This window comes from Paenibacillus lactis (genome assembly GCF_017873605.1).
Taxonomy (GTDB): Bacteria; Bacillota; Bacilli; order Paenibacillales; family Paenibacillaceae; genus Paenibacillus_AQ; species Paenibacillus_AQ lactis.
In genome coordinates this window covers 23851-47962 of record NZ_JAGGKI010000004.1, presented here as the reverse complement: position 1 = coordinate 47962, position 24112 = coordinate 23851, and the positions used below count along the sequence as shown (strand labels likewise).

General features: G+C 51.2%; 27 protein-coding genes. 22 read left to right on the top strand and 5 right to left on the bottom strand.

The features are described 5' to 3' along the window. Nucleotides 1-66: 66 nt before the first annotated feature. Nucleotides 67-1815 carry an alpha-glycosidase gene (locus tag J2Z18_RS08810; protein ID WP_210094597.1) on the bottom strand — a complete coding sequence of 583 codons (1749 nt, stop codon included), beginning with the start codon at nucleotides 1813-1815 and terminating at the stop codon, nucleotides 67-69. Between the two features lie 652 nt (nucleotides 1816-2467). Between J2Z18_RS08810 and J2Z18_RS08805 the strand changes: the two genes are divergently transcribed. From J2Z18_RS08805 to J2Z18_RS08795, 3 genes are all read left to right on the top strand, one after another. Beyond that, complete coding sequence (locus J2Z18_RS08805) at nucleotides 2468-3910, top strand: ABC transporter substrate-binding protein/permease (RefSeq protein WP_007130024.1); 1443 nt, start codon at nucleotides 2468-2470, stop codon at nucleotides 3908-3910. Further along, nucleotides 3897-4619 (top strand): amino acid ABC transporter ATP-binding protein, encoded by a 723-nt coding sequence (locus J2Z18_RS08800; protein WP_028403508.1) that lies wholly within the window; start codon nucleotides 3897-3899, stop codon nucleotides 4617-4619. The genes J2Z18_RS08805 and J2Z18_RS08800 overlap by 14 nt, the downstream gene beginning before the upstream one ends. A gap of 185 nt (nucleotides 4620-4804) precedes the next feature. Beyond that, a complete protein-coding gene (locus J2Z18_RS08795) occupies nucleotides 4805-5524 on the top strand; it encodes a 3D domain-containing protein (protein ID WP_007130026.1) in 720 nt (239 codons plus the stop codon). 203 nt (nucleotides 5525-5727) lie between these two features. Here J2Z18_RS08795 and J2Z18_RS08790 read toward each other — a convergent pair whose 3' ends face one another. Beyond that, nucleotides 5728-6588, bottom strand: a complete 861-nt coding sequence (locus tag J2Z18_RS08790) for a polysaccharide deacetylase family protein (protein WP_007130027.1) — start codon at nucleotides 6586-6588, stop codon at nucleotides 5728-5730. 162 nt (nucleotides 6589-6750) lie between these two features. On the opposite strand from J2Z18_RS08790, the gene J2Z18_RS08785 reads away from it, so the two are divergent. The 7 genes from J2Z18_RS08785 (at nucleotide 6751) to mobB (ending at nucleotide 12397) form a co-directional block, all read left to right on the top strand. After that, a complete protein-coding gene (locus J2Z18_RS08785; RefSeq protein WP_007130028.1) occupies nucleotides 6751-7773 on the top strand; it encodes an NADH:flavin oxidoreductase/NADH oxidase in 1023 nt (340 codons plus the stop codon). 84 nt (nucleotides 7774-7857) lie between these two features. Continuing rightward, nucleotides 7858-8529 carry a PspA/IM30 family protein gene (locus tag J2Z18_RS08780; protein WP_007130029.1) on the top strand — a complete coding sequence of 224 codons (672 nt, stop codon included), beginning with the start codon at nucleotides 7858-7860 and terminating at the stop codon, nucleotides 8527-8529. Nucleotides 8530-8662: 133 nt separating this feature from the next. Then, nucleotides 8663-9067 carry a DUF350 domain-containing protein gene (locus J2Z18_RS08775; protein WP_028403504.1) on the top strand — a complete coding sequence of 135 codons (405 nt, stop codon included), beginning with the start codon at nucleotides 8663-8665 and terminating at the stop codon, nucleotides 9065-9067. A 30-nt stretch (nucleotides 9068-9097) separates the two neighbouring features. Then, the gene (locus tag J2Z18_RS08770) at nucleotides 9098-9604 is read left to right on the top strand and encodes a DUF4178 domain-containing protein (protein WP_007130031.1); all 507 of its coding nucleotides are present in this window, start codon (nucleotides 9098-9100) and stop codon (nucleotides 9602-9604) included. Nucleotides 9605-9615: 11 nt separating this feature from the next. After that, complete coding sequence (locus J2Z18_RS08765) at nucleotides 9616-10347, top strand: DUF4247 domain-containing protein (RefSeq protein WP_007130032.1); 732 nt, start codon at nucleotides 9616-9618, stop codon at nucleotides 10345-10347. Nucleotides 10348-10604: 257 nt separating this feature from the next. Then, nucleotides 10605-11894 (top strand): molybdopterin molybdotransferase MoeA, encoded by a 1290-nt coding sequence (locus J2Z18_RS08760; RefSeq protein WP_007130033.1) that lies wholly within the window; start codon nucleotides 10605-10607, stop codon nucleotides 11892-11894. After that, nucleotides 11891-12397: a molybdopterin-guanine dinucleotide biosynthesis protein B gene (mobB, locus tag J2Z18_RS08755; protein WP_007130034.1), complete on the top strand. Its 507-nt coding sequence runs from the start codon at nucleotides 11891-11893 to the stop codon at nucleotides 12395-12397. The genes J2Z18_RS08760 and mobB overlap by 4 nt, the downstream gene beginning before the upstream one ends. Nucleotides 12398-12408: 11 nt before the next feature. On the opposite strand, the gene xerS is transcribed toward mobB, so the two are convergent. Continuing rightward, nucleotides 12409-13494 (bottom strand): tyrosine recombinase XerS, encoded by a 1086-nt coding sequence (gene xerS / locus J2Z18_RS08750; protein ID WP_210094596.1) that lies wholly within the window; start codon nucleotides 13492-13494, stop codon nucleotides 12409-12411. 223 nt (nucleotides 13495-13717) lie between these two features. Here xerS and J2Z18_RS08745 point away from each other — a divergent pair, with 223 nt between their 5' ends. The 7 genes from J2Z18_RS08745 (at nucleotide 13718) to J2Z18_RS08715 (ending at nucleotide 20357) form a co-directional block, all read left to right on the top strand. Next, nucleotides 13718-14230 carry a GNAT family N-acetyltransferase gene (locus tag J2Z18_RS08745; protein ID WP_007130036.1) on the top strand — a complete coding sequence of 171 codons (513 nt, stop codon included), beginning with the start codon at nucleotides 13718-13720 and terminating at the stop codon, nucleotides 14228-14230. Nucleotides 14231-14305: 75 nt separating this feature from the next. Further along, nucleotides 14306-15079, top strand: a complete 774-nt coding sequence (locus J2Z18_RS08740; RefSeq protein WP_007130037.1) for an SDR family NAD(P)-dependent oxidoreductase — start codon at nucleotides 14306-14308, stop codon at nucleotides 15077-15079. Nucleotides 15080-15201: 122 nt separating this feature from the next. Next, complete coding sequence (locus J2Z18_RS08735; protein ID WP_007130038.1) at nucleotides 15202-16089, top strand: aldo/keto reductase; 888 nt, start codon at nucleotides 15202-15204, stop codon at nucleotides 16087-16089. Between the two features lie 466 nt (nucleotides 16090-16555). Continuing rightward, nucleotides 16556-17902, top strand: coding sequence for an ABC transporter substrate-binding protein (locus tag J2Z18_RS08730; RefSeq protein WP_007130039.1), 1347 nt, complete (start codon nucleotides 16556-16558; stop codon nucleotides 17900-17902). Nucleotides 17903-18021: 119 nt separating this feature from the next. Next, a complete protein-coding gene (locus J2Z18_RS08725; protein ID WP_007130040.1) occupies nucleotides 18022-18879 on the top strand; it encodes a carbohydrate ABC transporter permease in 858 nt (285 codons plus the stop codon). Between the two features lie 21 nt (nucleotides 18880-18900). After that, nucleotides 18901-19773: a carbohydrate ABC transporter permease gene (locus J2Z18_RS08720; RefSeq protein ID WP_007130041.1), complete on the top strand. Its 873-nt coding sequence runs from the start codon at nucleotides 18901-18903 to the stop codon at nucleotides 19771-19773. Nucleotides 19774-19940: 167 nt separating this feature from the next. After that, nucleotides 19941-20357: a MerR family transcriptional regulator gene (locus J2Z18_RS08715; protein WP_007130042.1), complete on the top strand. Its 417-nt coding sequence runs from the start codon at nucleotides 19941-19943 to the stop codon at nucleotides 20355-20357. A 71-nt stretch (nucleotides 20358-20428) separates the two neighbouring features. Here J2Z18_RS08715 and J2Z18_RS08710 read toward each other — a convergent pair whose 3' ends face one another. Together J2Z18_RS08710 and J2Z18_RS08705 are read right to left on the bottom strand one after the other, a co-directional pair. Further along, the gene (locus tag J2Z18_RS08710) at nucleotides 20429-21346 is read right to left on the bottom strand and encodes an NAD(P)-dependent oxidoreductase (protein ID WP_007130043.1); all 918 of its coding nucleotides are present in this window, start codon (nucleotides 21344-21346) and stop codon (nucleotides 20429-20431) included. A gap of 407 nt (nucleotides 21347-21753) precedes the next feature. After that, entirely contained in the window at nucleotides 21754-22215 is a 462-nt protein-coding gene (locus J2Z18_RS08705; RefSeq protein ID WP_007130044.1) for an Hsp20/alpha crystallin family protein, read from the bottom strand. 119 nt (nucleotides 22216-22334) lie between these two features. Between J2Z18_RS08705 and J2Z18_RS08700 the strand changes: the two genes are divergently transcribed. The 5 genes from J2Z18_RS08700 to J2Z18_RS08680 are packed head-to-tail and all read left to right on the top strand — an operon-like array spanning nucleotide 22335 to nucleotide 24036. Continuing rightward, nucleotides 22335-22556 carry a spore germination protein gene (locus tag J2Z18_RS08700; protein ID WP_007130045.1) on the top strand — a complete coding sequence of 74 codons (222 nt, stop codon included), beginning with the start codon at nucleotides 22335-22337 and terminating at the stop codon, nucleotides 22554-22556. Nucleotides 22557-22573: 17 nt separating this feature from the next. Then, nucleotides 22574-22801, top strand: a complete 228-nt coding sequence (locus J2Z18_RS08695; RefSeq protein WP_040738616.1) for a spore germination protein GerPB — start codon at nucleotides 22574-22576, stop codon at nucleotides 22799-22801. Nucleotides 22802-22842: 41 nt separating this feature from the next. Continuing rightward, nucleotides 22843-23457 (top strand): spore germination protein GerPC, encoded by a 615-nt coding sequence (gene gerPC, locus J2Z18_RS08690; RefSeq protein WP_007130046.1) that lies wholly within the window; start codon nucleotides 22843-22845, stop codon nucleotides 23455-23457. Then, the gene (locus tag J2Z18_RS08685; RefSeq protein WP_007130047.1) at nucleotides 23435-23620 is read left to right on the top strand and encodes a spore germination protein GerPD; all 186 of its coding nucleotides are present in this window, start codon (nucleotides 23435-23437) and stop codon (nucleotides 23618-23620) included. The genes gerPC and J2Z18_RS08685 overlap by 23 nt, the downstream gene beginning before the upstream one ends. Continuing rightward, entirely contained in the window at nucleotides 23617-24036 is a 420-nt protein-coding gene (locus tag J2Z18_RS08680) for a spore germination protein GerPE (RefSeq protein WP_007130048.1), read from the top strand. The genes J2Z18_RS08685 and J2Z18_RS08680 overlap by 4 nt, the downstream gene beginning before the upstream one ends. Nucleotides 24037-24112 lie beyond the last annotated feature (76 nt).

The window sequence follows — 24112 nt, the reverse complement described above, 5'->3', positions numbered from 1 at the left end:
AGGCGGTTGATGGCAACCTGCCTGCGATTCAGTCCCTTTCTTTTTGTTAAAATGGGGTGGATCAGTTTAGTTCTTCAGCTTTCTTCGTATAATCCGGAATCCGAACGGCTCAAGCTCGATATGCATGGTTCCTTTCTCAGGCTTGACCGGCTCTTCCGTCAAGGCATCCACCCAATCCGTCGTGACGATGGGATGGGAGAGGGTACGCGGACGGTCGCTGTTGTTCATCCAAATGATGAAGTGCATCTTATCATCCGCACGCTCATAAACGATGCTCGGGTCATGGTGCCGTGCTTGAAGGAATCGGAAGCGTCCTTGCCGCAGGGCGGGGTGTTTTTTTCGCAGAGCGATCATGCTCCCGTAGAACTCATACAGATCCCGGTCCTGCTTGTCCGGATCCCACTCCATGCATTTGCGGCAGTCCGGATCCCCGTCTCCGGTCAAACCGATCTCGTCCCCATAGAAGATGCAAGGCGTTCCCATGAACGTGAACAAAAATGCCACCGTCAGCTTCATCCGGCGTGTATCCCCGCCTACGCGGGTTAGCAGCCTCGGCGTGTCGTGACTGCAGAGCAGGTTGAAGACGACTTCGTTCGTTTGCTGAGGGTACCTCATCAGCAGCGCTCCGATCCGGTTCGCGAAGGTAAGGCCGTCCATTTGTCCGTTGAAGAACTCAAGCACCTTGTCGGCAAACGGATAATTCATGACGGAATCGAACTGATCCCCGATCAGCCACAGCAGGGAGTCGGACCATACCTCGCCTACGATGTAGGCATCCGGGTTGGCCTTTTTTACCACCTGTCTGAAATCTCTCCAGAAATGATGATCAATTTCGTTGGCCACATCCAGGCGCCAGCCGTCCAGCTTGATCTCCTTGATCCAATATTCCGCCACATCGAGCAGATACGCCTTCACCTCGGGGTTAGCGGTATTGAACTTAGGCATATTGCCGAAAAATCCGAAGGTGTCATAAGTCGGTATGCCGTCCCGGATTTCACACGGGAAATCATTCACATGAAACCACTCTGCATATCTGGATTTTTCGCCATTCTTCAGCACGTCCTGAAACGGCGGGAATTGGTCGCTGCAATGGTTGAACACCGCATCAAGCATGACACGGATCCCCTTGGCATGGCAGGTGTCGACGACCTTTTTAAGCAGCTCATTATCCCCGAAATGCGGATCAACTTGTTTGTAATCAACGGTATCGTATTTATGATTGGAAGGGGAGCGGAAGAGCGGGGTGAAGTAAATCGCATTGACTCCGAGGTGAACGAGATCATCCAGATGATCCAGCACCCCCTGCAGATCGCCGCCAAAAAAATTGTCAACCTTCGGCTGGCCTCCCCAAGGCTCCGTTCCTTCCGGGTCATTGCCGGGATCCCCGTTGGCGAAGCGTTCGGTCATAATTTGGTAAAATACCGCTTCCTTCGCCCATTCCGGTACCTTGAATACATCGATTTCATGTATGTAAGGGAACTCGAAATAACCAGCCGGGGGATGAGGATAATCCCAGCCGATGCCGCTGTCGACCATATAAACCGTTTCATCGCCGGCATGAATGCGGAAGCCGTAGGATAATCGTTTATACTTAGGTTTGACGTGACATTCGTAATAATCAAACATATCGTCGGAGGCGGACTTCTCCATGGTGATTTCGAAGTACGTCCGGTCCCAATCGTATTTGTCTCCGGTCATGGCCACAACCGAATCGATATCGTTTTTCTTGGTTCGCACCCTTAAATGGATGGTATGAGGATCATAGGCATAAGCCCATTTATCCCTTGGAACGTGATACAGCGCTTCTAACAGCATGGCTACACCTCCTTGAATTTAGCTATTAAATAACCATTCGACCAATAAAATGAAACAAAGTAGGAAAGCGCGGCTGTGCCGGTGCTGCTGCATCCCGGTGCTGCTGTCAAGAAGCTCAAGCACCCATGCGGTGCTCGTCCAACATGCGGATCCACCCTTCATGCGAAGCGGCTTACCGATCGAACGATTATAAGATGAAGCACGCCAGGGCAGATTATGCATCAAGATACTGATGCTTAAGAGACCGTGCGTTAAACGAGCGGATGCAGGATCGTTGTGCTGATGATTCAGGACATGACTCAAGAACTAGTCCTTGCTGCTTGACAAGAAAACAGTTTTCAGAAACTAAATCATCGTCCTGCTCTAATTTATCTGTGAATATATGGAATTAAATAAATGTTCTGCCTGTGCTGCTTGTCTCAAAAATGATTTATGTTAGCACAATATCTTTAATGGTATATGTACCAGCCTAAATTACATATTAACCGTTGTATGATAATTTTGCGGTATGAAGCGCGTTTGAAAACATAGCAGCTATGGAAAAATCCATGAATTTTCATTGCATATTCATGCATCGTGTTTTATAATGTCTCAGTCGCAGGTTTAAGGAAGGGAATTATGAATTGGATCAGTTAGGGGAGAAAGCACTCAAATGAAACGTAAATTTATAGCTTGGATGACCCTGTGCATGGCGGTTGTGCTTGCTTTCGGAAGCATCGTGCATGCAGAGGGCGAGAAGAAGACCATCATTCTCGGCACCAGTGCCGACTATGCGCCTTATGAATTCCACAAAACGATCGACGGCGTAGATACCATCGTCGGATTTGATATCGAAATCGCGAAGGAAATCGCCAAGGATCTTGGCGCAGAGCTCATCATCAAGGATACGTCCTTTGATGCGCTGCTGCCGGAGCTGACAAGCGGCCGGGTCGATTTCGTGATCTCGGGCATGAACCCGACGGAGGAACGGCGCAAGAGCATCGATTTTTCCGATCCGTATTATGCTGCCGAGCAGTCGGTCGTTGTCCGCAAGGGAGACGAGCAGAAATACAACACCGTTGAGAGCCTGGCAGGCGCACGAATCGGCGTTCAGAAGAGCTCGATCCAGGAAACGATCGCGAAAGAGATTCCGAATGCCCAGGTCGTCTCCCTGGATAAAATACCGGATCTGATGCTCCAACTGGACAGTGAACGCGTCGACGTCGTCTTGGCGGAGTATCCGATCGCCTTTACGAACATGAATGTCGAAACGATGGCGATTACGGATGCTAAGCCGACGACAGAGAATGACGAGTATGCCATCGGCGTCCGCAAAGGCAACCAAGAGCTTCTGGACAGCATTAACGCAACGCTCAAACGCCTGAAAGAGAATAACCAGATCCAGAAGTTCGTTGACGAAGCCAGTGATCTTGCCGCCGGACGAACGAAGGAGAACCTCAATACCTTCGAATTTTTCTGGAAGTACCGGGATTATTATGCGCAAGGCATTCAATTTACGCTGCTCATATCGGCTCTCGGCGTATTCTTCGGATTTATTCTCGGTCTCGTGATCGCGCTGCTGCGCATGTCCGGCGTCGGCATCCTGAAGTTCTTAGCTACAGCTTATATTGAAATTATGCGCGGCACGCCGATGCTCGTTCAGCTGTTTATTATCCATTACAGCCTCGCCGCGTTTGACATCAAATTTACGCCGATTCAGTCCGGGATTTTGACGCTGTCGCTGAACAGTGCGGCGTACTTGGCCGAAATTTTCCGGGCAGGTATTCAAGGCGTCGACCGCGGACAGCTGGAAGCGGCCCGTTCGCTCGGGATGACCAAGGGCAAGGCAATGCGTCATATCATTCTGCCGCAGGCATTGAAAGGGGTACTCCCGGCGATCGGCAACGAGTTCGTGGTCATTATCAAGGAATCGTCCATTGTCTCGTTCATCGGGGTATTCGATATCATGTACCAGGCTCAGATTTTGCGCGGGATGACGTATGCCGCACTGAATCCGCTGCTTGTTGCCGCATTGATTTACTTTATACTGACATTCGTTCTTTCGAAGCTTCTGGGTGTCTGGGAAAGGAAGTTGAGTGCAAGTGATAACCGTTAAGGGACTTCATAAATCGTTTGGCAAGCTGGAAATTTTAAAAGGCATCGACGTTGAAATTGCAAAAGGGGAGGTCGTCGTGGTCATCGGTCCCAGCGGCTCCGGCAAAAGCACGTTCCTTCGCTGTCTGAATCTCCTGGAGATGCCGACCAGCGGCGAGATTTCGTTCGAGGGCGAGCTGATTACGGCCAAGAACCACAATATTAACGCAACCCGCGAAAAAATGGGCATGGTATTCCAGCAGTTCAATCTGTTTCCGCACAAAACAGTGCTGCAAAACATCACGCTGGCTCCAATGCAAGTAAAGGGCGTCTCCGCCAAAGAAGCTGAAGCTACCGCCGACGAGCTTCTAAAATCTGTGGGACTGCTGGACAAGAAAAAGGCATATCCTGCCCAGCTGTCCGGCGGACAGAAGCAGCGGATCGCGATCGCAAGGGCACTCGCCATGCAGCCGCATGTCATGTTGTTCGATGAGCCGACCTCAGCGCTTGATCCGGAAATGGTCGGCGAGGTGCTTGAGGTCATGAAGAAGCTGGCAGAGGGCGGGATGACCATGGTCATCGTCACGCATGAGATGGGCTTTGCACGCGAAGTCGGCGATCGGATTTTATTCATGGACGGCGGAAAAATCATCGAAGAGGGAACGCCGGAGGAATTGTTCGGCCAGCCTTCCCATCCGCGCACAAAGGAGTTTCTAAGCAAGGTTTTGTAACTTTTTTTAATGAATCGAAAATTTCGATAACAGCGTCATACCTGAATTATTGAGGTATTGACGCTGTTTTTTTGTGCCTGTTGGTAACAATTGCATGCGCTATTGGTTACAAAATTGTGATATATTCAGTTCCGTCAGATTAACCATCGAAAAATGCTTGATTCATACATAGGAGGCATCGACATATGACACCATTGAAACAACGACCATTTAAAAAAGCACAACATGATAAGATTACCCGATTCGCCGGAAAAACGGCAAAGTGGTTCACCATGACCGCACTGGCGATTGGACTGACATTCAGCGGTGGTATGCTCCAAGCCCATGCAAGCTCTGTTCATGTCGCTAAGCAAGGAGATACCTTCTACTTCCTGTCGAAGCAGTACGGCGTGAAGCTGGACAAGCTGATGAACGCGAATCCGACCATCAAAGCGACGAATATCTACCCGGGCCTCAAGATCAAAATTCCGGGCACCGTATCCGCTAAATCGGTTGCTTCGGCAGCTCCGGTGACAGGGTTCTCGCCAACCCTGAACGTATTCCATGAGAAAAACATCGTCGAAGCTTGGGGCAAGACCTTCAACTACAGCAAGACCTTGTCCGTAAAGGCTACCGCATACTCCGCAGCAGCCAGCGAGAACGGCGGATGGGGAGCGGTGGATTACTTCGGCAACAAGCTGGAGATCGGTACGATCGCCGTTGACCCGAAGGTCATCCCGCTCGGCACGAAGGTGCTCGTCACCGGACATGAGCATCCGGGGCTTCCGAAAAAAGCTTTTGTCGCGGAAGCGCGCGATATCGGCGGAGCCATTAAAGGAAACAAGATTGATATCTTTATTCCAGGCTCGCAGTCTTTCGTCAGCAAATTCGGCATTCAGGATATCAAATTGTACATTATCGAATAGAGGTTTAACCCGTTGAATAGGGGATTGTAAATGAACATGAAAAAGGCGGCGCTGCAGGGAGATCTCTGCAGCGCCGCCTTTTTATGCGATAGGGCGCTCGGAAATCGTGGCAGGCTGGTGTCCATGATTCCAAGTGTCTCTTGAACTGTTCTATGCTTGTCGCTTGCGAACCAGAGCGGAAGCATTGCGATACTAGAGGCTTTCTAATGCTTGAAGCTCTCAGGCAATCCGAGCATTTCCGGGAGGGTGACGAAGGTATACCCCTTGTTTCGGAGCTCTTTAATGATACCGGGGAGCGCCTCGATCGTTCCGGTCAGATCGGAGCCGACTCCGCCCCCTGCGTGCTGCAGAACGATCGAGCCCGGCCCGACCGTGGATAGAATATTGCTCATGACCTCATCCTTCCCAAGACCCTTCCAATCCAATGAATCTACGTTCCAGTTTACGACTTTGAAGCCGTTCTTCCGGGCCCATTGGAGCTGCTCCTCGTTAATCTCGCCATATGGCGGACGGATAAGCCTTGGCTCGATTCCTGTAATTGATTTGATGACTTGATTGGTCCGCTCGATCTGATCCTTGAATTTATGGAGGCTCAGCTTGTTAAGCTGTGCATGGTTATAGGAATGGTTCCCGATGGCATGCCCTTCTTGATGCATGCGTTTGACCAGACCCGGATGTTTCTTGGCCCGCTCGCCGACGGCAAAGAAAGTAGCTTTAACATGATGTTCCTTCAGAACATCCAGCACTTTTCCGGTAAATCTGGGATCGGGGACGTCATCGAACGTCAAGGCGATTTTTTTTACGCGGGGCCCGCTGGTCCGGAAGGTATCCGGGTATTTTTTCATTAATTGGCTTAGCGACAGGGGTTCTCTTGAACCGCCGCCAGCGCGTTTCGCATGGTCTTCGATGGATGTGCGGGATTCGGACATGACGGAGGAAGTTTCATCCGGCTGCGAAGTCAGTCCGTTCAAAGCCGCGGCATGTCCAGGGAGAGCCGGCATGGCGAGCAGGATGCAAATCATCATCCCAAGGATGCGAAACCCTGCATGAATTCGGTTGAACATCTCGATCAGCCCCCTATAGCATTTTCTGTATGGTATTCCCAACCACCTTGAACTTTATCCATGCAGGCCTTTCGAGGCCCCTTTTTAGTTTTTGGGCGAAAAAGGTGTATAATAACGGTTGAGTGTTCATCACATACTTGGATTCGGAAGGGAGATATTCGATTGGCAGACTTATTTACACCCTATAACTTTAAAAATTTGACGCTTAAGAACCGGATCGTGATGCCACCGATGTGTCAATATTCCGTGAAAGCGGAGGACGGAATCCCGAACGACTGGCATTTCGTCCACTATGTCAGCCGCGCCGTAGGCGGTACCGGCCTGATCATTGTTGAGATGACAGGGGTCCATCCTGACGGACGCATAACGAACCAGGATACAGGCATTTGGAGCGATGAACATATTCCCGCCTATCGCCGGCTCGTTGAAGCCGTGCATTCCTACGGCACGAAGATCGGCATTCAGCTCGGCCATGCCGGAAGAAAAGCGCAGGATGCGGAGCCGTCGGTAGCACCGTCGGCCATCGCGTTCAGCTCCCAATATAAAATACCGAAGGCGCTGTCGGCCTCCGAGATCGAAGAGCTGATCCAGGCGTTTAAGGACGCGGCCCGCCGGGCGGTTGAAGCCGGATTCGACACCATTGAGATTCATGGAGCCCACGGCTATTTAATTCACCAATTCCATTCCCCGCTGACCAATCAGCGAAGCGATGAATATGGACAAGATCTTCCCCTGTTCGGCGAACGGGTCGTTCAGGCTGTGAAGGAAGTGGTTCCGGAAGGCATGCCGGTCATCATGCGCGTGTCCGCGAAGGAGTATGTCGACGGAGGCTATGACGTGGAATACTGCGCCGAGGTTTGCCGGAGATACAAGGACGCCGGGGTGGACATCTTTCATATTTCCTCAGGCGGCGAGGGCCCGATCGGATCAAGCGGAGGGCCGGAGGCAGCGCCGGGATATCAAGTGGACTTGGCTGCGGATTTCAAGCGATTGCTGAAGGTACCCGTCATTGCCGTCGGACTGCTGGATGATTATGAAGTCGCCCAAGATGTAATTTTGTCAGGCAAAGCGGATTTGGTTGCGATCGGCAGAGGCATGCTGAGAGATCCATATTGGGCCGTGCATGCTGCGAAGGCGCTCGGCGGGGAGCAGAAGGTTCCGAAGCAATATCAAAGAGGTTACTAAAAAATTTTTGAAACGTTTTGACGCGGACGGCGTAAATAATAACCATACAGCGATTATTAATGTAAAAGCGGGAGGAAGAATAAGATGTCCATATTTAAACGATTGCGCGATTTGACCATGTCCAATATTAACGCCATTATCGACAAGGCCGAAGACCCGATCAAAATGACGGATCAATATATTCGGGATATGACGGAAGACCTTGAGGATGCGGAGAAGGCCGTCGCCGCTCAGATTGCGATCGAGAAGCGCTTCAAGGCGCTATACGAAGAGCAGGCAGCTCTTGTCGAGAAGCGTACGCAGCAAGCGCATACGGCCGCCCAGGCCCAGAACGTGGAGCTTGCCCGCCGGGCGCTTGAAGAGAAGAAAGCGGCTGAAGCCAAGCGCGACGAATACAAGGCCAGCTACGATCAGAATAAACTCGCGGCAGACAACCTGCGCTCCAAGCTGGAGGAAATGCGCAAGCAGCTGACGGCTATGAAGAATAAGCGCGAAACGCTGGTTGCCCGTTACAATGCAGCCAAAGCGCAAACCGAAATCAACAAGGCGATGAACGGCTTTGGCTCCGATACGGCAGCTGCCGGCCTTAAGCGAATGGAAGAGAAGATGCTGGCAATGGAAGCAAGAGCGGAAGCGAGCAATGAAATGTCCCAGCGCGAAAAGTCCCTGGATGAAGAGTTTGAGAACCTTGGCAAAGACAAAGCGGTTGAAGATGAGCTCGCCGCTTTGATGAAGCAGTACGAGAATAAGCAATAACACATTCCGGGCAACGGACATTGGAATGACTAGGCGGGGGAGGAAGAGCTAAAGCTTGAAACAGCTTGGCTCCTCCTTCGTTTTTGTTTTCGAGATGTCGTTATCGATGAATGATCATGTGGAGGTTTGGGCGATGGATTTTGAGATGATCTTGAGCGTTCTGGTTTGGACCGCTGTTGGCGCTCTGCTGCTGTTCGTACTGATGTTCGTGGATTCCCTGTTTACGAAGTACAATGATCTGGAAGAGGTCAAGGCCGGCAACATGGCCGTAACGACCCGATTGGTCCTAAAGCTTGCGGCTCAGGGATATATATTGTCCGTGTCCATCGGAACATCCTACCATCTGCTTGAGGCGATCATGGTATCTGTGGTTTCTTTTGTCATTTTATTCGTGCTTGAGGCCTTGACGGAAAGGCTGCTGCGCCACTTTGCCAACCTCAACCTGGATAAGGGGACTCGTGATGGAAAAACGGGATACGGCTTGTTTGCAGGTTCGCTTCATGTGGTAGGCGCGTTAATCATTACCGCTTGCTTATAGAACGCATAATGGAGATTGGAGACAGGAAAGATGAGTGTGTGGAAACGAATCAGCAACTTATTTGCGAAACCTGAACCGCCCAAAGCTGAGAAAAGCATGCTGCAGCTGGCGCCGGGGGATATATGCGAAGTATCTTTGGTAACGTACGAAGTAACGGGCCGGGTACATAACCGGGGCCGGAATGCGGTTGTCCTGACGCTTCAGGATGGCGCCCGTATCGCGTATTTGCACATTGAAGAACGGGAAACGGTGCAATACGCGCTATATACGCCGATTGACGGACGCCTTGACTCTCCGGATGAAGTACCGTCCATCATTGACCTGGACGATCATGTCTTCCATCTGGAGGAGGAATACGGCGGACATGTCTCCATTGCGGGGCGAACCCCTTTCATGCAGGGCGGTGAGCAGCATGTGTGGCAATACCAATCCGATGACTACAAGCTCTTGCGAATCGAATGGCAGAACGGAAGATTTATGCTGTATGAAGGAGAGAAAGTGATCCCGGGGGATGTACGAGTCATCCGGGCGACGTAGGGAGTGGTGACATGAAGGAACGCTCTTTTTTAACGATCAAGGTGCTGCTGGTGGTCAGCCTGTTCGTATCCTTGCTCAGCGGATGCGGAGCGCCGAATGTTACGGATACGTATCCGCTCGAATCCGTGAACCGGGATGGGAACGCGACATCCTACGTGTACCGTGCGGCGGATAAGAGCGTACCGGAGGTTGCTGACGAGCTTATGTCCGCAGGCACGCCGGACCAGTCTTCACCCGTTGACAATGAGCGAATGTTTCTCGTCTACGGGGATGAGTATTACCATCTGCAGCAGGATCCGCAAAAGCCTGAGGATACGCTGATTGAAATCGATTCCAAGGAATATGTGCAGCGTAATTATGATTCAAGCTTTCTACAGGGCTACTTAACGGCGGTCCTGATCGGCAATTTGTTTGATACGTTCGGCGGCGGGAGCTACCGCGGGTATACGAGCAAAGACGTGTATAAACCGAGGGAAGGCAATTACCGCAAGCCGACGAGTCAGGACAAGAAGGCAGCGCCTCCGCTTACGGTTGACCGCAGCGGGAAGATTACCCGCAGGGGTCAGGACAAGGTCGGAACGGGAGGCGGCTTGTTTCAGCGAACTCCGGACAACGGGGGCACCCGAGGTTCGATTGAGCGAGGCGAGCGGGGAGGCGGTTTGTTCGACTCTCCTAAACGATCCTACAAAAAACCGAAAACGCGAACCGGCTCGGGCAAGATATACAGGCGGGGCCGAAGATGAATAAACAAAGAAAGCGTGCGGCAGGTTGTCCGTGCGCTTTTTTTTCGTCACTGATCGTGATATGCTGCCTTGTCAGCATGAGATGACTGTCCGGTTCAGATTTAGGAAAACCTGCTCAGGTTTTTCGGATATCGAAACACCGATTAGCTGCAACTTCCGTCGTTCACGGTTTCGTTGTTTGCCACGGATACGTGGTTCGCGTTATAACTGAATGGAGAAGTTCGTTTGCAAGCTAACAGGAAAGCGAGGTTTTTTACATGTCGGAGCATAACGCGATAGACGACTTGAGCCATCATCGTAAATTCAAGCGCCGGCCAATGCAAGTAACGGATGCCCAAGAGCTAGCGGTTTCCTATGCAGCTACAGGATTGACGGAGCATATCCGGCTTCAGGAAAGCGACGGACGCGTGCTGGCTGCCGATATGATCGCCCCGCATCCGTTCCCGGCGTTTGCCCGGTCGGGGATGGACGGGTATGCGATCCGTTCGGCGGATACGAGCCGGTGTGAGCTTGGAGAGACCGTCTGGCTGAAAGTGGTAGATGAAATTCCATGCGGATACGTATCTTCCATTCCGATTGAATCCGGTACCGCTTCGCGAATCATGACAGGCGCTCAGGTACCCGAAGGAGCGGATGCCGTTGTGATGCTGGAAGCGACGGAGATTCGGCACGAGGGTTCCGAGACAATGGTCGGGATCAAGCGGCCGCTTGCCCCAGGCAAAAATATTACCCCAATGGGCTTCGAGCTGCAGGAAGGCGATCTCATCCTGCGCAAGGGAACGAAGATCGGCCCCGGGGAAATCTCGGTCTTGGCTACTTTTGGACTTCACCAGGTTGAGGTATACCGCAAGCCCGTTGTCGGAATTTTCTCTACAGGGACGGAGCTGCTGGATATCGAATCGCCGCTGGAGCCCGGCAAAATCCGCAACAGCAACACGTATATGCTGGCTTCGCAAATCAGGGAGGCTGGCGGGGTGCCGGTGATCATGGAGGCGATTCCGGATCGCATCGAGCTCGCGAAGCAGAGGGTCGAGGAAGCGCTGGCCGAATATGATCTCGTCGTAACGACAGGCGGCGTCTCTGTCGGCGATTACGACATTATGGGGGAGCTTGTGACCTCCGGCAGTATGGAGATGCTGTTTAACAAGGTGACGATGAGGCCAGGAAGCGTGACAACCGCTGCGGTGAAAGACGGAAAGCTGTTGTTTGCCCTCTCCGGCAATCCGGGCGCGTGTTACGTCGGATTCCTGCTGTTCGTCCGGCCAGCAATTCGAAAAATGCTTGGCATGGAGCAGTTTTACTTGAAGGAATGGACGGCTGAGCTTGGAGCCGACTATGCCAAGGTGAACAACTTCACCCGGTTTGTCCGGGGACGGCTCGAGGTGCAGGGCGGGAAGCTGATAGCGACACCGGCGCTGCTGGATGAATCGAGCGTGATGATCACGATAAAGGACAGCGATTGTTTGATCGTCATTCCGCCGGAGCTGAAGGGTGCTGCGAAGGGACAAGCCGTGCAGGTTCTTGTGCTTCCGGGGGCATGGACATGAACGTTGTTCAAATATGCGGGTATAAAAACAGCGGAAAGACAACGCTGATTGCCGCCCTGCTGCCGCTCCTGAAGGAGCAGGGATTACGGGTCGCGGTGATTAAGCATGACAGCCACGGCTTTGACATCGATCATAAAGGGACGGATACCTTTCGGTTCCGCGAAGCGGGAGCGGAAGGGGTAGCGATCGCTTCGCCTGGCAGAACCGCTATCATGAAGGAGTCCGAGGCGAAACTGGAAGACCTGCTGGCCAGCTATGACGATTTCGATCTGGTTCTGATCGAGGGGTATAAGCGAGAGGGTTACCCGAAGCTGGTGCTGCTTCGGAATGCGGATGACTTGGCACTGCTGGATGAGACGGTGGCGGTACAAGCCGTCATCGTTCGCCCGGCCATGCTGAAAGAACCGTCCGTTCTGCCGAAGATCCGGCAGCGGCAGACGGTTCCTGTTCTAACCTGGGACGATACTTCGCAGATCGCTGCAATGATAATGAAGCTGTGCTGATCGCCCGTATTTTACAATTCACCCGAGCGGCGTTCAATGGCCTCGGACATCGTTTTGTCCGTCAGATGGGCGTATACTTCCGTCGTCTCCGTTGAAGCATGGCCAAGCTGCTCCTTGGTCTTGTAAATATCATTTTGCAAATAATAGTCGGTAGCAAAGGAATGCCGCAGCTTATGAACCGTCAGGGAAGGCTTGCCAAAGCGTTTGGCGTATTTGATGATCATGGCCTGAATCGCACGCTTGGTCATCCGCTGGCCTTCCTGCTGCCCGTTGCGGAGCGCGACGAACAGCGCTTTTTCCTTCTTGGGCACCTTATATCGCGATTGCCGGAGCTGCAGGTAGCATTCCAGATCGTCCTTGGCCTGCGCCCGGAAGTAGACGGGCGTTTTAAAGGTCTCGTCATTGTTGCCTTTGCGGAACACATGGAGCAGCTTGTTGCTCAGATCGATATCCGACAAATTCAAATTGACGACCTCGGACACGCGAAGTCCCGAGTTCAGGATCAAGCTGGCAATGCATGCGTCCCTGACCTTATTCTGTTCATGGGCGTAGAGCGCTTGCTTGTTGTTCGCGACATCCTGACCATAACCTTCGTGAATATACGTGATAAAGTCCTGGAGCTCTTCCTCCTCGAGAATTTTGCCCTTCAGCTTGGCGGCCGTATCCTTTGGCTTATGAATGCGTTTAATTTCCACCTTGGCCATGATGTTGCGCTTCAGCAGCGGATAGAAATCCTCATCCTCGGCAATCTGACTTAGGTAATGAAACAGAGACCGCAGGGAGGAAAGCTTGCGGGATACGGTAATTCTGGAATTGGCCCCTTCCCTGCGCGTGGTAAGGTACAGCCGATAACCCGTAATGCTGTCCATTCGCAGACGTTCCAGCTCGGCCAAGGTCACCTCGGCATTGGAAGCGGCTTCCGATAAACCTTCCGAACGCAGCCAATTGAAGAAGGTTTTATAGTCCCGCACGTATTCAAGCAGGGTTGAGGGGGACAGGTCCGGCAGCTTGTAGTCGATGAATTGCTGTACATACCAGGGCATGGTTGGAGATTTTTCATCCAGCTTCGCCCGGTCCATATCTTTTTGTATATTCATATGAGCCACCTCGATTTTGAATCATTGTTGTGTTGATTCCTATTATACGATTATACGTTCTAGTGTAACATATGGAAAATTCCTAGTCTCATAACCTCCTGCCGCGCGCTAATGTGATTTACGATTGCATTGCCTCCTTGATTGAAATGCCGTTCATCGCATAAGATGGATATGCATGGCAGTCGGCACATAATACATAACAAAATGCTTGGGAGGCGGCAGCGTGATATCCATCCAATCGGAGCGGAAAGGGATCGAACTGGTCCCAAGAAGGAAGCAAGCCGTAATCGAAAATTTGATGCAGCTGTACCTGTATGACTTTACCAAATATTTGGATATTTCCGTGAATGATAAAGGATTGTTTCCGCCCTATCCGGATTTGGATGAATTCTGGAAAAAGCGGGACAGGAAATTTCCGTTCTTGATTAAATATGACGGCAGACCCGCGGGATTCGCTCTGATAGAGCGGGTGACGGATGATCCGAAAGCGGATTATTATATGACGGAATTTTTCATCATGCAGAAATACCGGCGAAGCCGGCTCGGCACATGGGCTGCAACCCGGCTGTTCGAGCACTTCCAGGGGCGCTGGAAGGTGACGCAGGTGAGCATTAATTTTCCAGCCCAGGCTTTCTGGAGAAAGGTGATCGAGGCATATACAGGCGGAAAATACGAGGAAGTCATCGAGTCGCCGCATAATAACCCGAGCCAGTATTTTCAATCCAAGCGTTACTAGATTTGTCTAACGTTATAACCGTGCACACAATCGATCCAATTTACAACCGGGAAACAGCAAACGGAGGGATAGTTGATGTATTTACCAAGCTTCAATCTTGAGGGGAAGAGAGCCTTTGTTACGGGTGCCGGACGCGGAATCGGGCGCGCGATTGCCATCGGGCTGGCGGAGGCCGGCTGCGTTGTCGGGCTGATGTCCAGAACCCGAAGCGATTTGGAGGAGACGGCTGCGATCATTCAGAGCTTGAATAAAGGTGGAAGCATCGTGCTGCCGGGAGATTTAACGAAGCGAACGGAGATGGAAGGGGCCATCGCGGAATTCGTTTCGCAAGCCGGCGGGATCGATATTCTGGTCAATAATGCCGGAATGAATATCCGCACACCTGCTCTTGAAGTGACGGACGACGAGTGGGAGCTGATCGTGCAGACCAATCTGAAATCTGCTTTCGTTGCTTCCCAGGCGGCTGCAAGGTACATGAAGGAACAGAAGGAAGGACGCATCATCAACATCGCTTCAGTCGGCGGACATACCGCGCTTCGAACCGGGGTTGTGTACGGATCAACGAAGGCGGCCCTCATTCATATGACCAAAGTATTGGCCATGGAGTGGGCGCAATACGGCATCCAAGTCAATGCGGTCGGCCCGTGGTATTTCCGCACGCCGCTGACGGAGAAGCTGCTTAGCGACGAGGCCTATCTGAAGGACATATTGGACCGTACGCCGATGAAGCGGGTCGGGAAGCTGGAGGAGGTCGTCGGTCCCGTTGTTTTCCTGGCATCCGATGCCGCGAACTACATGACGGGACAGACGCTGCTTGTGGATGGCGGGATGAGCATTTACGGCTTTTAGAAAATTTGGGAATCCCAACTGACCCCTGTTAGAAAAGGGTTCAATAATGGGTAATAAAGTATGGAACTTTGTTAAATTTTAAGATCGGATGCTGCGATCAGACAGTAGAGGAGCGTGAAGGGATGGAACGGAGAGCGTTTGGAAACACGGATATGTCTGTCAGTATTTTGGGATTCGGCGGTGCGGAAATCGGGGAGGCCGACCAGCGCACGGTTGATCGGCTGCTGCACAGCGCCATGGATGCAGGACTGAATATGATCGATACGGCGGAATGCTACGGCAACAGCGAGGAACTGATCGGGAAGGCATTGGCCGGCAGACGGGATGATTGTTATCTGTTTACGAAATGCGGTCACGCGTCAGGGATGGATTATCCGGATTGGGATCCGGTGCTGCTTGCAAGAAGCATTGACCGCAGTCTGAAGCGCCTCAAGGTAGACTATGTCGATGTCGTCCATCTCCACAGCTGCTCTGAAGAAATTCTCCGGCGAGGAGAAGTAATCGAGGTGCTGCAGAGAGCCAAGGAGCAGGGGAAGACGCGATATATCGGATACAGCGGCGATTCGACGAGCGCCCGATATGCGGTTGAGACCGGCGTCTTTGACAGCTTTGAGACCTCAGTGAACATCGCGGATCAGGAAGCCATCGAGCTGACGATCCCCTTGGCGGTGAAGCAGGGAATGGGGATCATCGCCAAGCGCCCTATAGCGAATGTAGCCTGGAAGCATGAGCGTTTAAGCGAGGATGATTACGCGTATCCGTATTGGCTGCGGCTTCAGGAATTGAACTATGATTTTCTGAATGATGTGCAGCAGGGCGTCGAAATCGCGATGAAGTTTACATTAAGCACGCCAGGCGTCGCTACGGCTATCGTCGGTACGGGCAATCCGGACCGATGGCACCAGAATGCGCAGCTCCTGCGAGATGGCATGCTGCCCCAAGAGACCTATCAAGCGATCCGAAGCCGGTGGAAAGAGGTTGCCGGAAGTGATTGGGTCGGCAAAGTATAATGATTTCGATATTTTAGTCGCAAAAGCTCGATTCGGGATTGATGGTGACAAAGTCAGCCTTCCGTGCCCGATCCGGGCTTTTTTTTATGGTCAGAATCGGCATGGTTCTAAGCAATATTAGCACATCAACACATCTACTTATTCCAATATTACACAATATGAAAAATTCACAATAGAAACGATATTAACCTCCCTCGTATCTATCTCCTGTGCTCCAATCACGGTTACCCAAGCCTCACCTATTTACGTTTGAGCGTTGCATTTTTCGTGCTAAACAGGAGTCCTTCCGTGCAATATTCAATCAGGAGGGAAATGGAAATGAATTGGATATCCCTTGATTCCCTTGGAAATATTTCCCCCATCAGAAGATGATTATCCCCCTATCGGTCCAACAAGGCATGGACTAAAATGCTGGTAGACAGCAAGTAATACATACGTCATGAAAAAATACTTAGGGGGATTCCAAATGAAAAGGTCTTCAATGTTACTTCTGAGTGTCATGCTGATGCTCACGATGTTCCTTGCCGCTTGCGGAAACAACGGGAACAACGGTGGCACGACGCCGGCGGCGGATGGCGAGAAGCAGAACACGGAAACGCCTGCGCCTGATAAGAAGGATGACGCAGCTCCCGTTTCTCTCCGCGTGTTCTCGACGTTCGGCGGCACGGACGCAGCACGTGAAGCATTTCAGTCCGCACTGGACGAATTTACGGCAGCGCATCCGAACGTAAAGATCGAGAATGACACGATGTCCGCCAACGATGACGGATTCAGAACGAAGGTCAATACCGATATGAACAGCGGCAATGAGCCGGACCTGCTGTTCTACTTCATCGGGGCTGATGCTGAAGGCTTCGTGAATGCAGGCAAGGTCGTTCCTTTGAACGAACTCCTTGATGCCAACCCGGACTGGAAGAACGGCTTTATCCCGGATGCGCTGGAGCTTGCAAGACAGAAGGATGGCAACATCTACGCGGCTCCACTGACCGGTTTCTATGAAGGGTTGTTTGTTAACAAGAAGATTTTCGAGGAGAACGGCTTGGAGCTTCCTACCGACTGGGAGAAGCTGACGACAGCTGTGAAAACGCTGTCCAAGAAGGGCATTATTCCTTTATCCGTACCATTTGACCAATCCCACTATCTGATCGAGCATACGATTCTGTCTGCAGCCGGTCCTGAAAGCCAGGCCAAGGGCCTGATCGACAGTATCGATCCGAACTGGGAGAAGGGCTATGCAGCCATGAAGGAGCTGTATGACCTTGGAGCGTTCCCGAAAGACGCGGCTACGATTGACCTGGGCATGGCAGGAAACTACTACAGTGAAGGCCTTGCAGCCATGATTCTGGAAGGATCCTGGGCTGTCGGCGGCTGGAGCGACGAGACTCGCGACAATTCGACCGTCGTGCCATTCCCGACTGTCCCTGGCGGCGCCGGCAGCGGCAACGATATCGTCGGCGGTTTCGGATCCGGCTTCTATCTATCGAAGAAAACCTATGATGATGCAGCCAAGAAGGATGCTGCGGTTGAGCTCTTGAAGCATCTGACTTCTCCGGCAACCATTCAAAAAATCGCTTCCGCGAACGGCGGTACGCCTGCAGCTGACGTTGAAGTAACCGGCTTGCCGCAGGTTGCGCTTGACGGCTTCGCGATGGCAGCGAAGGCGAATTCGATCAGCTCTCCGGTAGACAGCAAAGTGTCGCAGGAAACATTCAGCAATCTGCGTGCGAGCGTTCAGCCAGTCGTTGAGGGCAAAAAATCGCCAACAGATGCGATCGCCGAAGCGAAAAAGGTTGAAGACGCCAACAAAAAATAATTCATGTTTGTAGAAACGGTAGAATTATAAGTGACGAAACGCCGCCCCTGTTGTTTTTCATTCGGGCGGCGTAGTCATTTCGAGAGAATTGCACAAAATAACCTCAAAGGTGATGAAAAATGAAGGGTGATCGAAAGTATATCGTACTGTTTTTATTGCCTGCGGTAGCGATCATGACAATCTTCCTGTACTATCCGTTCTTTAAGAGCTTGTACCTGAGCTTCTATCGGACCACCGGTTTCTTCGACAAGAAATTTGTCGGCTGGGCGAACTACGAGAGACTGTTCACGGATAAATTGCTCGGCGCGGCAACCTTGCATACATTAGAAATCATGCTGTATGTTATCGTGTTCCAGGTCGGTATTGCCCTCGTGCTCGCCGTCCTTGTTGACAATATTTCCAAGCTGAAATCATTCTACCGGACCGTTTTTTTCTTCCCTGTCGTCATTTCCGGTACGGCTATATCGCTATTGTTCGTCCTGTTCTACAATTACAATTTCGGCTTGCTTAACAATTTGCTTGCCCAGTTCGATATCGAGAAGGTGCTGTGGCTGGATGATAAGAATGCGTTAAAAGCGGTATCCATTCCGACCGTATGGCATTATGTCGGGTTTTATTTCGTTTTGTTCCTCACAGCGATGTCCAAAATTCCTTCGGACTATTACGAGGCAGCAAAACTCGAAGGGATATCGGCCTTCAAGAGAACGACGATGCTGACCATTCCGCTGATTATGAGCGATATCAAGGTTGTGATCACACTGGCGATCACCGGTACACTGAAAGTGTTCGAGTTCGTATGGGTGATCACGAGCGGCCAGAATGGGACCGAGGTGCTCGGAACCTATATGTACAAAAAGGCCATGGTAGACCAGAACTTCGGCTACGGTTCGACCGTGGCGATCTATATGGTGGTCTTCGGCGTCCTGCTGGCGGTCATCGCTAACCGATTGCTGAAGAGAGATGAGATTACATACTAAGCATTATAGGGGTGTACAGTTATGGAGCCAACCATCGTCGTTGAACACAAAACGCAGCGAGTGAAAAAGCGTCGGTTTAAAATAAGCACCGCTGTGATGTATATCGTATTGACCCTATGGTCTTTAACAACGATCTATCCGTTGTTCTGGATCGTCAACAACTCCTTCAAGGTTTCCAGGGACGTTATGAATAATTCCTTTGCCATCTCCTGGGATCCGGTGTTCGTAAATTATCAAAATGCGTTTGACCGTATCAATATCGGGCGCAGCTATATCAACAGCTTGATCATGTCGTTCGGCACCGTATTTCTGGTGCTTCTGCTCGGGGGATTAGCCGCCTACGTGTTATCCCGATTCAACTTTAGAGGAAAGAGAACGATTTATTCCATTTTGTACGCGACGCTGCTTATTCCTGCGTTTGCAACGGTCGTTCCCGTGTACGAGCTTCTGATCAAAACGAGTCTCGTCAATACGTACTGGGGGTTAATCTTCCCTCAGACGGCTGGCAATCTGACCTTTGCCACTCTCGTGATTGCGGGGTATATGTCCACCATTCCGAAAGAGTTGGAGGAAGCCGCCTTTATGGACGGCTGCAATCGGTGGCAGATGTTTGCCAAGATCTTCGTGCCGATCTCTCAGCCCGTATTTGCATCGGCAAGTATATTTGTTTTCATGTGGTCTTATAACGATCTCTTCTCGGCGTTGATCTTCGTAAACAAGGAGAATGTTCGCCCGATCGTGGCGCTCCTTAACGAAATCAGCTCCCAATACGGGACGGACTTCGGCTTGATGGCTACCGCCGTTTCCTTGACTGTCATCCCGGTGCTTATCGTGTATCTGTTCATATCAAAATATATTCAAAAGGGATTGACGGAAGGCGCGGTTAAAGGCTGATCCGAGCTGCGGAACCAACGAATAGGCAAGTCAAGAGCCGACCTTTGGGCCACTCGGTTGACTTGCCTATTCGTTGTGGGCTAAGAGTGCAAAATATTCGTTGACCTTGACACTAGTGTCAAGGTTTATAATGGAAGGGAATCCCTGTTTACCGAGGAGGTTTCTTCATGAAAATTAGCCAGCTGTCTAAACTGACAGGTGTAAGCGCCCGGTCGATACGCCATTACGAGAAGAAACGGCTGATTCGCCCGAAGCGCCTGGATAATGATTACCGGGAGTTTGATGAGGACGCGGTCGAAAGGGTCAAGGCCATCCAAATCTATTTGGGAATGGGATTGACGACGGATGAAATCGCGGAGGTTCTGGACTGTAATGATGATTATTCGGAAGTATATGAATACTGCGAAGAGATGATGGATTTCTACGAAGACAAGCTGGACGAAATTAATGCCAGGATTCTAAGGCTCGCTGCCGTCAAGCAGAGGCTTGAGGAGAAAATCGGCGAGATGAACCGGATGAAAGACGATGTGCCGCAGATGGCGGAGGACCGCATGTCCGAAGCCGGCTACGGCGTTATGAATTGAGGCCCGAACGGCGTTTAAAACGCCGTTCGGGCTTTTTTTCCTCCATTCAGAGCGTTGATTCGAGAGCATCGTCACCGTTTATGGAACTCAACGAGACGCGAGAAGCCTTCCTCCCCGAACCCTGCCTGAATCGCCTTGTTGGCGACTGTCAGTCCCGCACCAAGTATGCTGCTGTCAAGGCCGTGATGCTCCGCAACGTGCGTGATATGCTCCATTGAGGCAGCCGCAGAGATAATGTTCGAGCGGTCCCCTGGATAGACGCCGCGGTCGGCTTCTTCTGCAAGTTGGGTCATGATGGCAGGCATGATCGCTACGATACCATGGGCATAAGGAGCCAGATCAGAGGCTGCAATGTTCTCGGCCCGTGCAAGGGCAAGCGAATGCATATAACCGTTCATGGCCGTCCAGTAAAGATTAAGTAAGGTAATGTCGTAAGCGGCCGCACGCCCGGGATCGCTGCCGAGGTAAGACGCCTTTCCTCCCAAGCTGGCCAATGTTTGCCTATGCCGCAGGTATACATCCTCCGAGCCGCTGTATAAAATGACAGCCGTGGCCTCGCCAATGGTCGGGGTTGGCGTCATAATGGCCCCATCCACGTAATCAATGCCGTTGGCAGATGCCCAGCCGGCCATCTCCCTGGCCCGTTCCGGCGTGTCTGCCGTCAAATTGATGACGGTTCGGCCTTTCAGTTCTTCCACAGCCGGTGATAGAATGGAGCGCACGGCATTATAATCGAGCACACAGATAATGATCAGCTCGCTTGCGGCTGCTGCATCCGTCACGGATTCCGCAAGAACAGCCCCTTGCCGGGTCAGTTCATCCGATTTGCCGGGCGTGCGATTCCATACGGTCACCGGATGACCGTTCTTCAGAAAGGCGCCTGCGAGCGCTTGACCCATAGGCCCAAGTCCGAGCACCGAGACGGCTTCTTTCGTTTGCCGTTCTGAATCATTGCCAATAGGGCTGGAAAATCCCCATTCGTTAACCATTAGATGTTCCTCCTTATATGTGTCATCCGGTCTTATTCTAAACCTTGGCACTAATGTCAAAGTCAACACGGTATTCGCGAAGGCAGCAAAAAACGAGTCGCGTCACGATCTCAACGCAATTAAAAACGAATGGCATATCGACTGCTACCGGTCCGGAGCGATAGGATGTAGATTTTGAACAGAAACAACCTGATAAATTCACCATATGAAAAATTCACAATAGAAAAAAGCATTTCTCTCTCCCTAGTTCTTTTCCACAACTTCCCGCCATTAGATCTTACCTAATGCATATCGAGCATGTTTTAAATGGAGGGGTTAGAGACCCCATATTAAACAGCTTGCTGCGCGCCATCGGTGTAATGGCCCGATTTGACGGTGATGGCGCGCATTTCGCTGCTCCCGAACAATCATAGAAACCGGATCTGTACGTCGTGATAGCGTCCGCTGCTCAATTTAGGCATTTTGATTTGCAGGGAGGACTGTTTGTACGTAGCGATGCTTTGTGAGGGCTGCACGGGCGCAGGAAGCTGAATGATCTGGACATGCTCTTTCGGAAGTCCATTGATTTTAATATGTGTCCGGTTCACCTGCACCCATAAATTCTCAGGGTGAATGCGCATGGGAACATGGCATTTCACAACAAGGAATTTATGGGTATCAAAGGTTTCATAACGCAGCTCGGACGGTTTCGAGAGAATATCATTTCCTGATATAGCCTGATTGATGGTGTTTTTTACATAATCCTCTATCATGGCCGCATCCAGCTGAACGTCTTCACTCAGATTGTTCAAGTCTTTGAACGGAAACGGGTTGCTGCTGAAGAAGGAATCCTGGGTCAGCCATTCGGGACGTCGATTCTTGGAGCTCAAGTATGCTTCACCCCCTTTTGCCATTGATTCATTGTATGGGCGAATGAAGGTCGCAGTGACATCTGGGCATATATCTACATAACCTATTTAAGGACGATTCTGATTAAAGAGGTGGAATTGTGGTTTCGATTATCGGCAATATGAAGATTGTTAACGTGGGCCCCAGTTCTACGGTCTTGGTTGGAAATACCGGTGCTATTGTATTGAACAGCTCCGCGAAAACCTATTCGGGCTCCAACTCGTTCAATACCGGCGACAATATCGGTCTCAATATCGCGAATAACCAGGGCAACAGCTTAAATACGGTGGATCCGGACCTTATCGATTCCGCGAATGCTTAGTAAGGTTGTGATACATTGTGAATGTGACGGTTCATCAGAGCATTACGATTCATCAACTGCGCGTGGAAGCCGTAACGAATTCATCCGTGCTCCAGATTGGGACTGCGGGAGAAATCAGAGCCTTATCCAATATATATAATACCGGTGGTTTTACCGGACCTGCGCCAGAGTTCGAGCCTATCGATAACGCCAGCCCGATCGTTCCCCTGCCTGCTCCCGAGGAAGGATTGTACAGGCAAGAATGACGCGATTCCACCCTGCATACAATTGCAGGGGAGGGGGTTCTATGTACCCGTATCATTTAAAGCAGCTGCTGAACGGTCTTCAACTCCAAGCGGAGCAGTTACGTCGGATCGAGCAAATGGTGAAGGATTTGAGGACAGAAATGGATACGCTGCGCCAGTCCAAATCGAGTGCTGCCGACCGGATTGAATATCATTTTGATTTATTAAAAATCGAGAGGCTGGAAGGAACATTGAATATCGGAGTCATGCCTACAGGCGGCAAGCCGGAAGGGGATATTGAGGTTAACGGTCAATCTCTGGTCCCGCCGCAAGGGGGCAATGGCGGAAGCGCAGCATATACCGATATTTACGAAGACGTTACGCAATATCTGGATAATGATATCGCCGGGGAGCTTGACCGGAGTCTGAAAAAGCTTCCGGTCGATTCAGCAGGAACTAGTCTTTCCATTATTCTCGAGGACATTCGCAAACAGGTCGGGGAACGCATCAAGGTATATATGGACCAATACGGCCGGAGCGGCGAAGAGCCGGACGCCGTGCTGATGAAGCAAACCATTGCGCAGCAGGTCAAAAAGGAGATTGCTTACGCAATCAATCAGCATCTTCAACAAGTGCAGGGGAAGTGGAAAAGGAATGAAGCTGACAGTCATCAATAAGGAGCTGCATGTGGGCTCCATCCGGGTAACCGCGGTATCCAGCTCGTCCGTGCTGTTAATCGGAGATACGAAAATCATCAACAGCTCATCGATATACGATACGCCATCGGAGTCGTTGCTCGTCAGTCCGCTCGTACCGTTAGCATCGGGATCCGCTCCATGAAGCGAAACGTATTTGTGGAGAACATGCATATCATTAACATCTCGGACGGCTCGGCATGTATTTGCGGTAAATCCGAGGATCTTCATGCGTATACACAGGCACTCGCCGTACAACGGCAGGTGCCCGTCTTTTACGAGGATGAAGGCCGCTTTGAAGATTACCCTATTTTTACGAGAGATATCCCGAAATTACCGGACTCATCGGATGTAGATATGGACGTCATCCAAGAGCATAATCTGATCCGTGTGAATCGTGTCGATGTCTTGTCTGTCGCGTCCGCGTCCACGGTCCAAATAGGAACCACGGAGCAGCTTGAGCTGGAAGCGCGGGTCAAGGCCATTCGCCATTTTATAACAGACCAGCCGAAGGCGCTGGAACGTTATAAGGGCATCATTATTTTGCCCTATCCTGATTGAAAACGAATAACGAATAGGAGAGTCTGCTCGGGAAGCGGGAAGCGCCTTGCCTGATGCAGGCTCTTTTTACCGGATG

Bases quoted from the DNA above. Each gene is read 5' to 3' on its own strand.
- J2Z18_RS08765 (WP_007130032.1), top strand. From the start codon at position 9,616: ATGAAGGAACGCTCTTTTTTAACGATCAAGGTGCTGCTGGTGGTCAGC.
- J2Z18_RS08790 (WP_007130027.1), bottom strand. From the start codon at position 6,588: ATGTTCAACCGAATTCATGCAGGGTTTCGCATCCTTGGGATGATGATT.
- J2Z18_RS08740 (WP_007130037.1), top strand. From the start codon at position 14,306: ATGTATTTACCAAGCTTCAATCTTGAGGGGAAGAGAGCCTTTGTTACG.
- J2Z18_RS08685 (WP_007130047.1), top strand. From the start codon at position 23,435: ATGAAGCTGACAGTCATCAATAAGGAGCTGCATGTGGGCTCCATCCGG.
- J2Z18_RS08680 (WP_007130048.1), top strand. From the start codon at position 23,617: ATGAAGCGAAACGTATTTGTGGAGAACATGCATATCATTAACATCTCG.
- J2Z18_RS08805 (WP_007130024.1), top strand. From the start codon at position 2,468: ATGAAACGTAAATTTATAGCTTGGATGACCCTGTGCATGGCGGTTGTG.
- J2Z18_RS08720 (WP_007130041.1), top strand. From the start codon at position 18,901: ATGGAGCCAACCATCGTCGTTGAACACAAAACGCAGCGAGTGAAAAAG.
- J2Z18_RS08760 (WP_007130033.1), top strand. From the start codon at position 10,605: ATGTCGGAGCATAACGCGATAGACGACTTGAGCCATCATCGTAAATTC.
- J2Z18_RS08710 (WP_007130043.1), bottom strand. From the start codon at position 21,346: ATGGTTAACGAATGGGGATTTTCCAGCCCTATTGGCAATGATTCAGAA.
- J2Z18_RS08795 (WP_007130026.1), top strand. From the start codon at position 4,805: ATGACACCATTGAAACAACGACCATTTAAAAAAGCACAACATGATAAG.
- J2Z18_RS08775 (WP_028403504.1), top strand. From the start codon at position 8,663: ATGGATTTTGAGATGATCTTGAGCGTTCTGGTTTGGACCGCTGTTGGC.
- J2Z18_RS08780 (WP_007130029.1), top strand. From the start codon at position 7,858: ATGTCCATATTTAAACGATTGCGCGATTTGACCATGTCCAATATTAAC.
- mobB (WP_007130034.1), top strand. From the start codon at position 11,891: ATGAACGTTGTTCAAATATGCGGGTATAAAAACAGCGGAAAGACAACG.
- J2Z18_RS08810 (WP_210094597.1), bottom strand. From the start codon at position 1,815: ATGCTGTTAGAAGCGCTGTATCACGTTCCAAGGGATAAATGGGCTTAT.
- gerPC (WP_007130046.1), top strand. From the start codon at position 22,843: ATGTACCCGTATCATTTAAAGCAGCTGCTGAACGGTCTTCAACTCCAA.
- xerS (WP_210094596.1), bottom strand. From the start codon at position 13,494: ATGAATATACAAAAAGATATGGACCGGGCGAAGCTGGATGAAAAATCT.
- J2Z18_RS08715 (WP_007130042.1), top strand. From the start codon at position 19,941: ATGAAAATTAGCCAGCTGTCTAAACTGACAGGTGTAAGCGCCCGGTCG.
- J2Z18_RS08725 (WP_007130040.1), top strand. From the start codon at position 18,022: ATGAAGGGTGATCGAAAGTATATCGTACTGTTTTTATTGCCTGCGGTA.
- J2Z18_RS08735 (WP_007130038.1), top strand. From the start codon at position 15,202: ATGGAACGGAGAGCGTTTGGAAACACGGATATGTCTGTCAGTATTTTG.
- J2Z18_RS08730 (WP_007130039.1), top strand. From the start codon at position 16,556: ATGAAAAGGTCTTCAATGTTACTTCTGAGTGTCATGCTGATGCTCACG.
- J2Z18_RS08770 (WP_007130031.1), top strand. From the start codon at position 9,098: ATGAGTGTGTGGAAACGAATCAGCAACTTATTTGCGAAACCTGAACCG.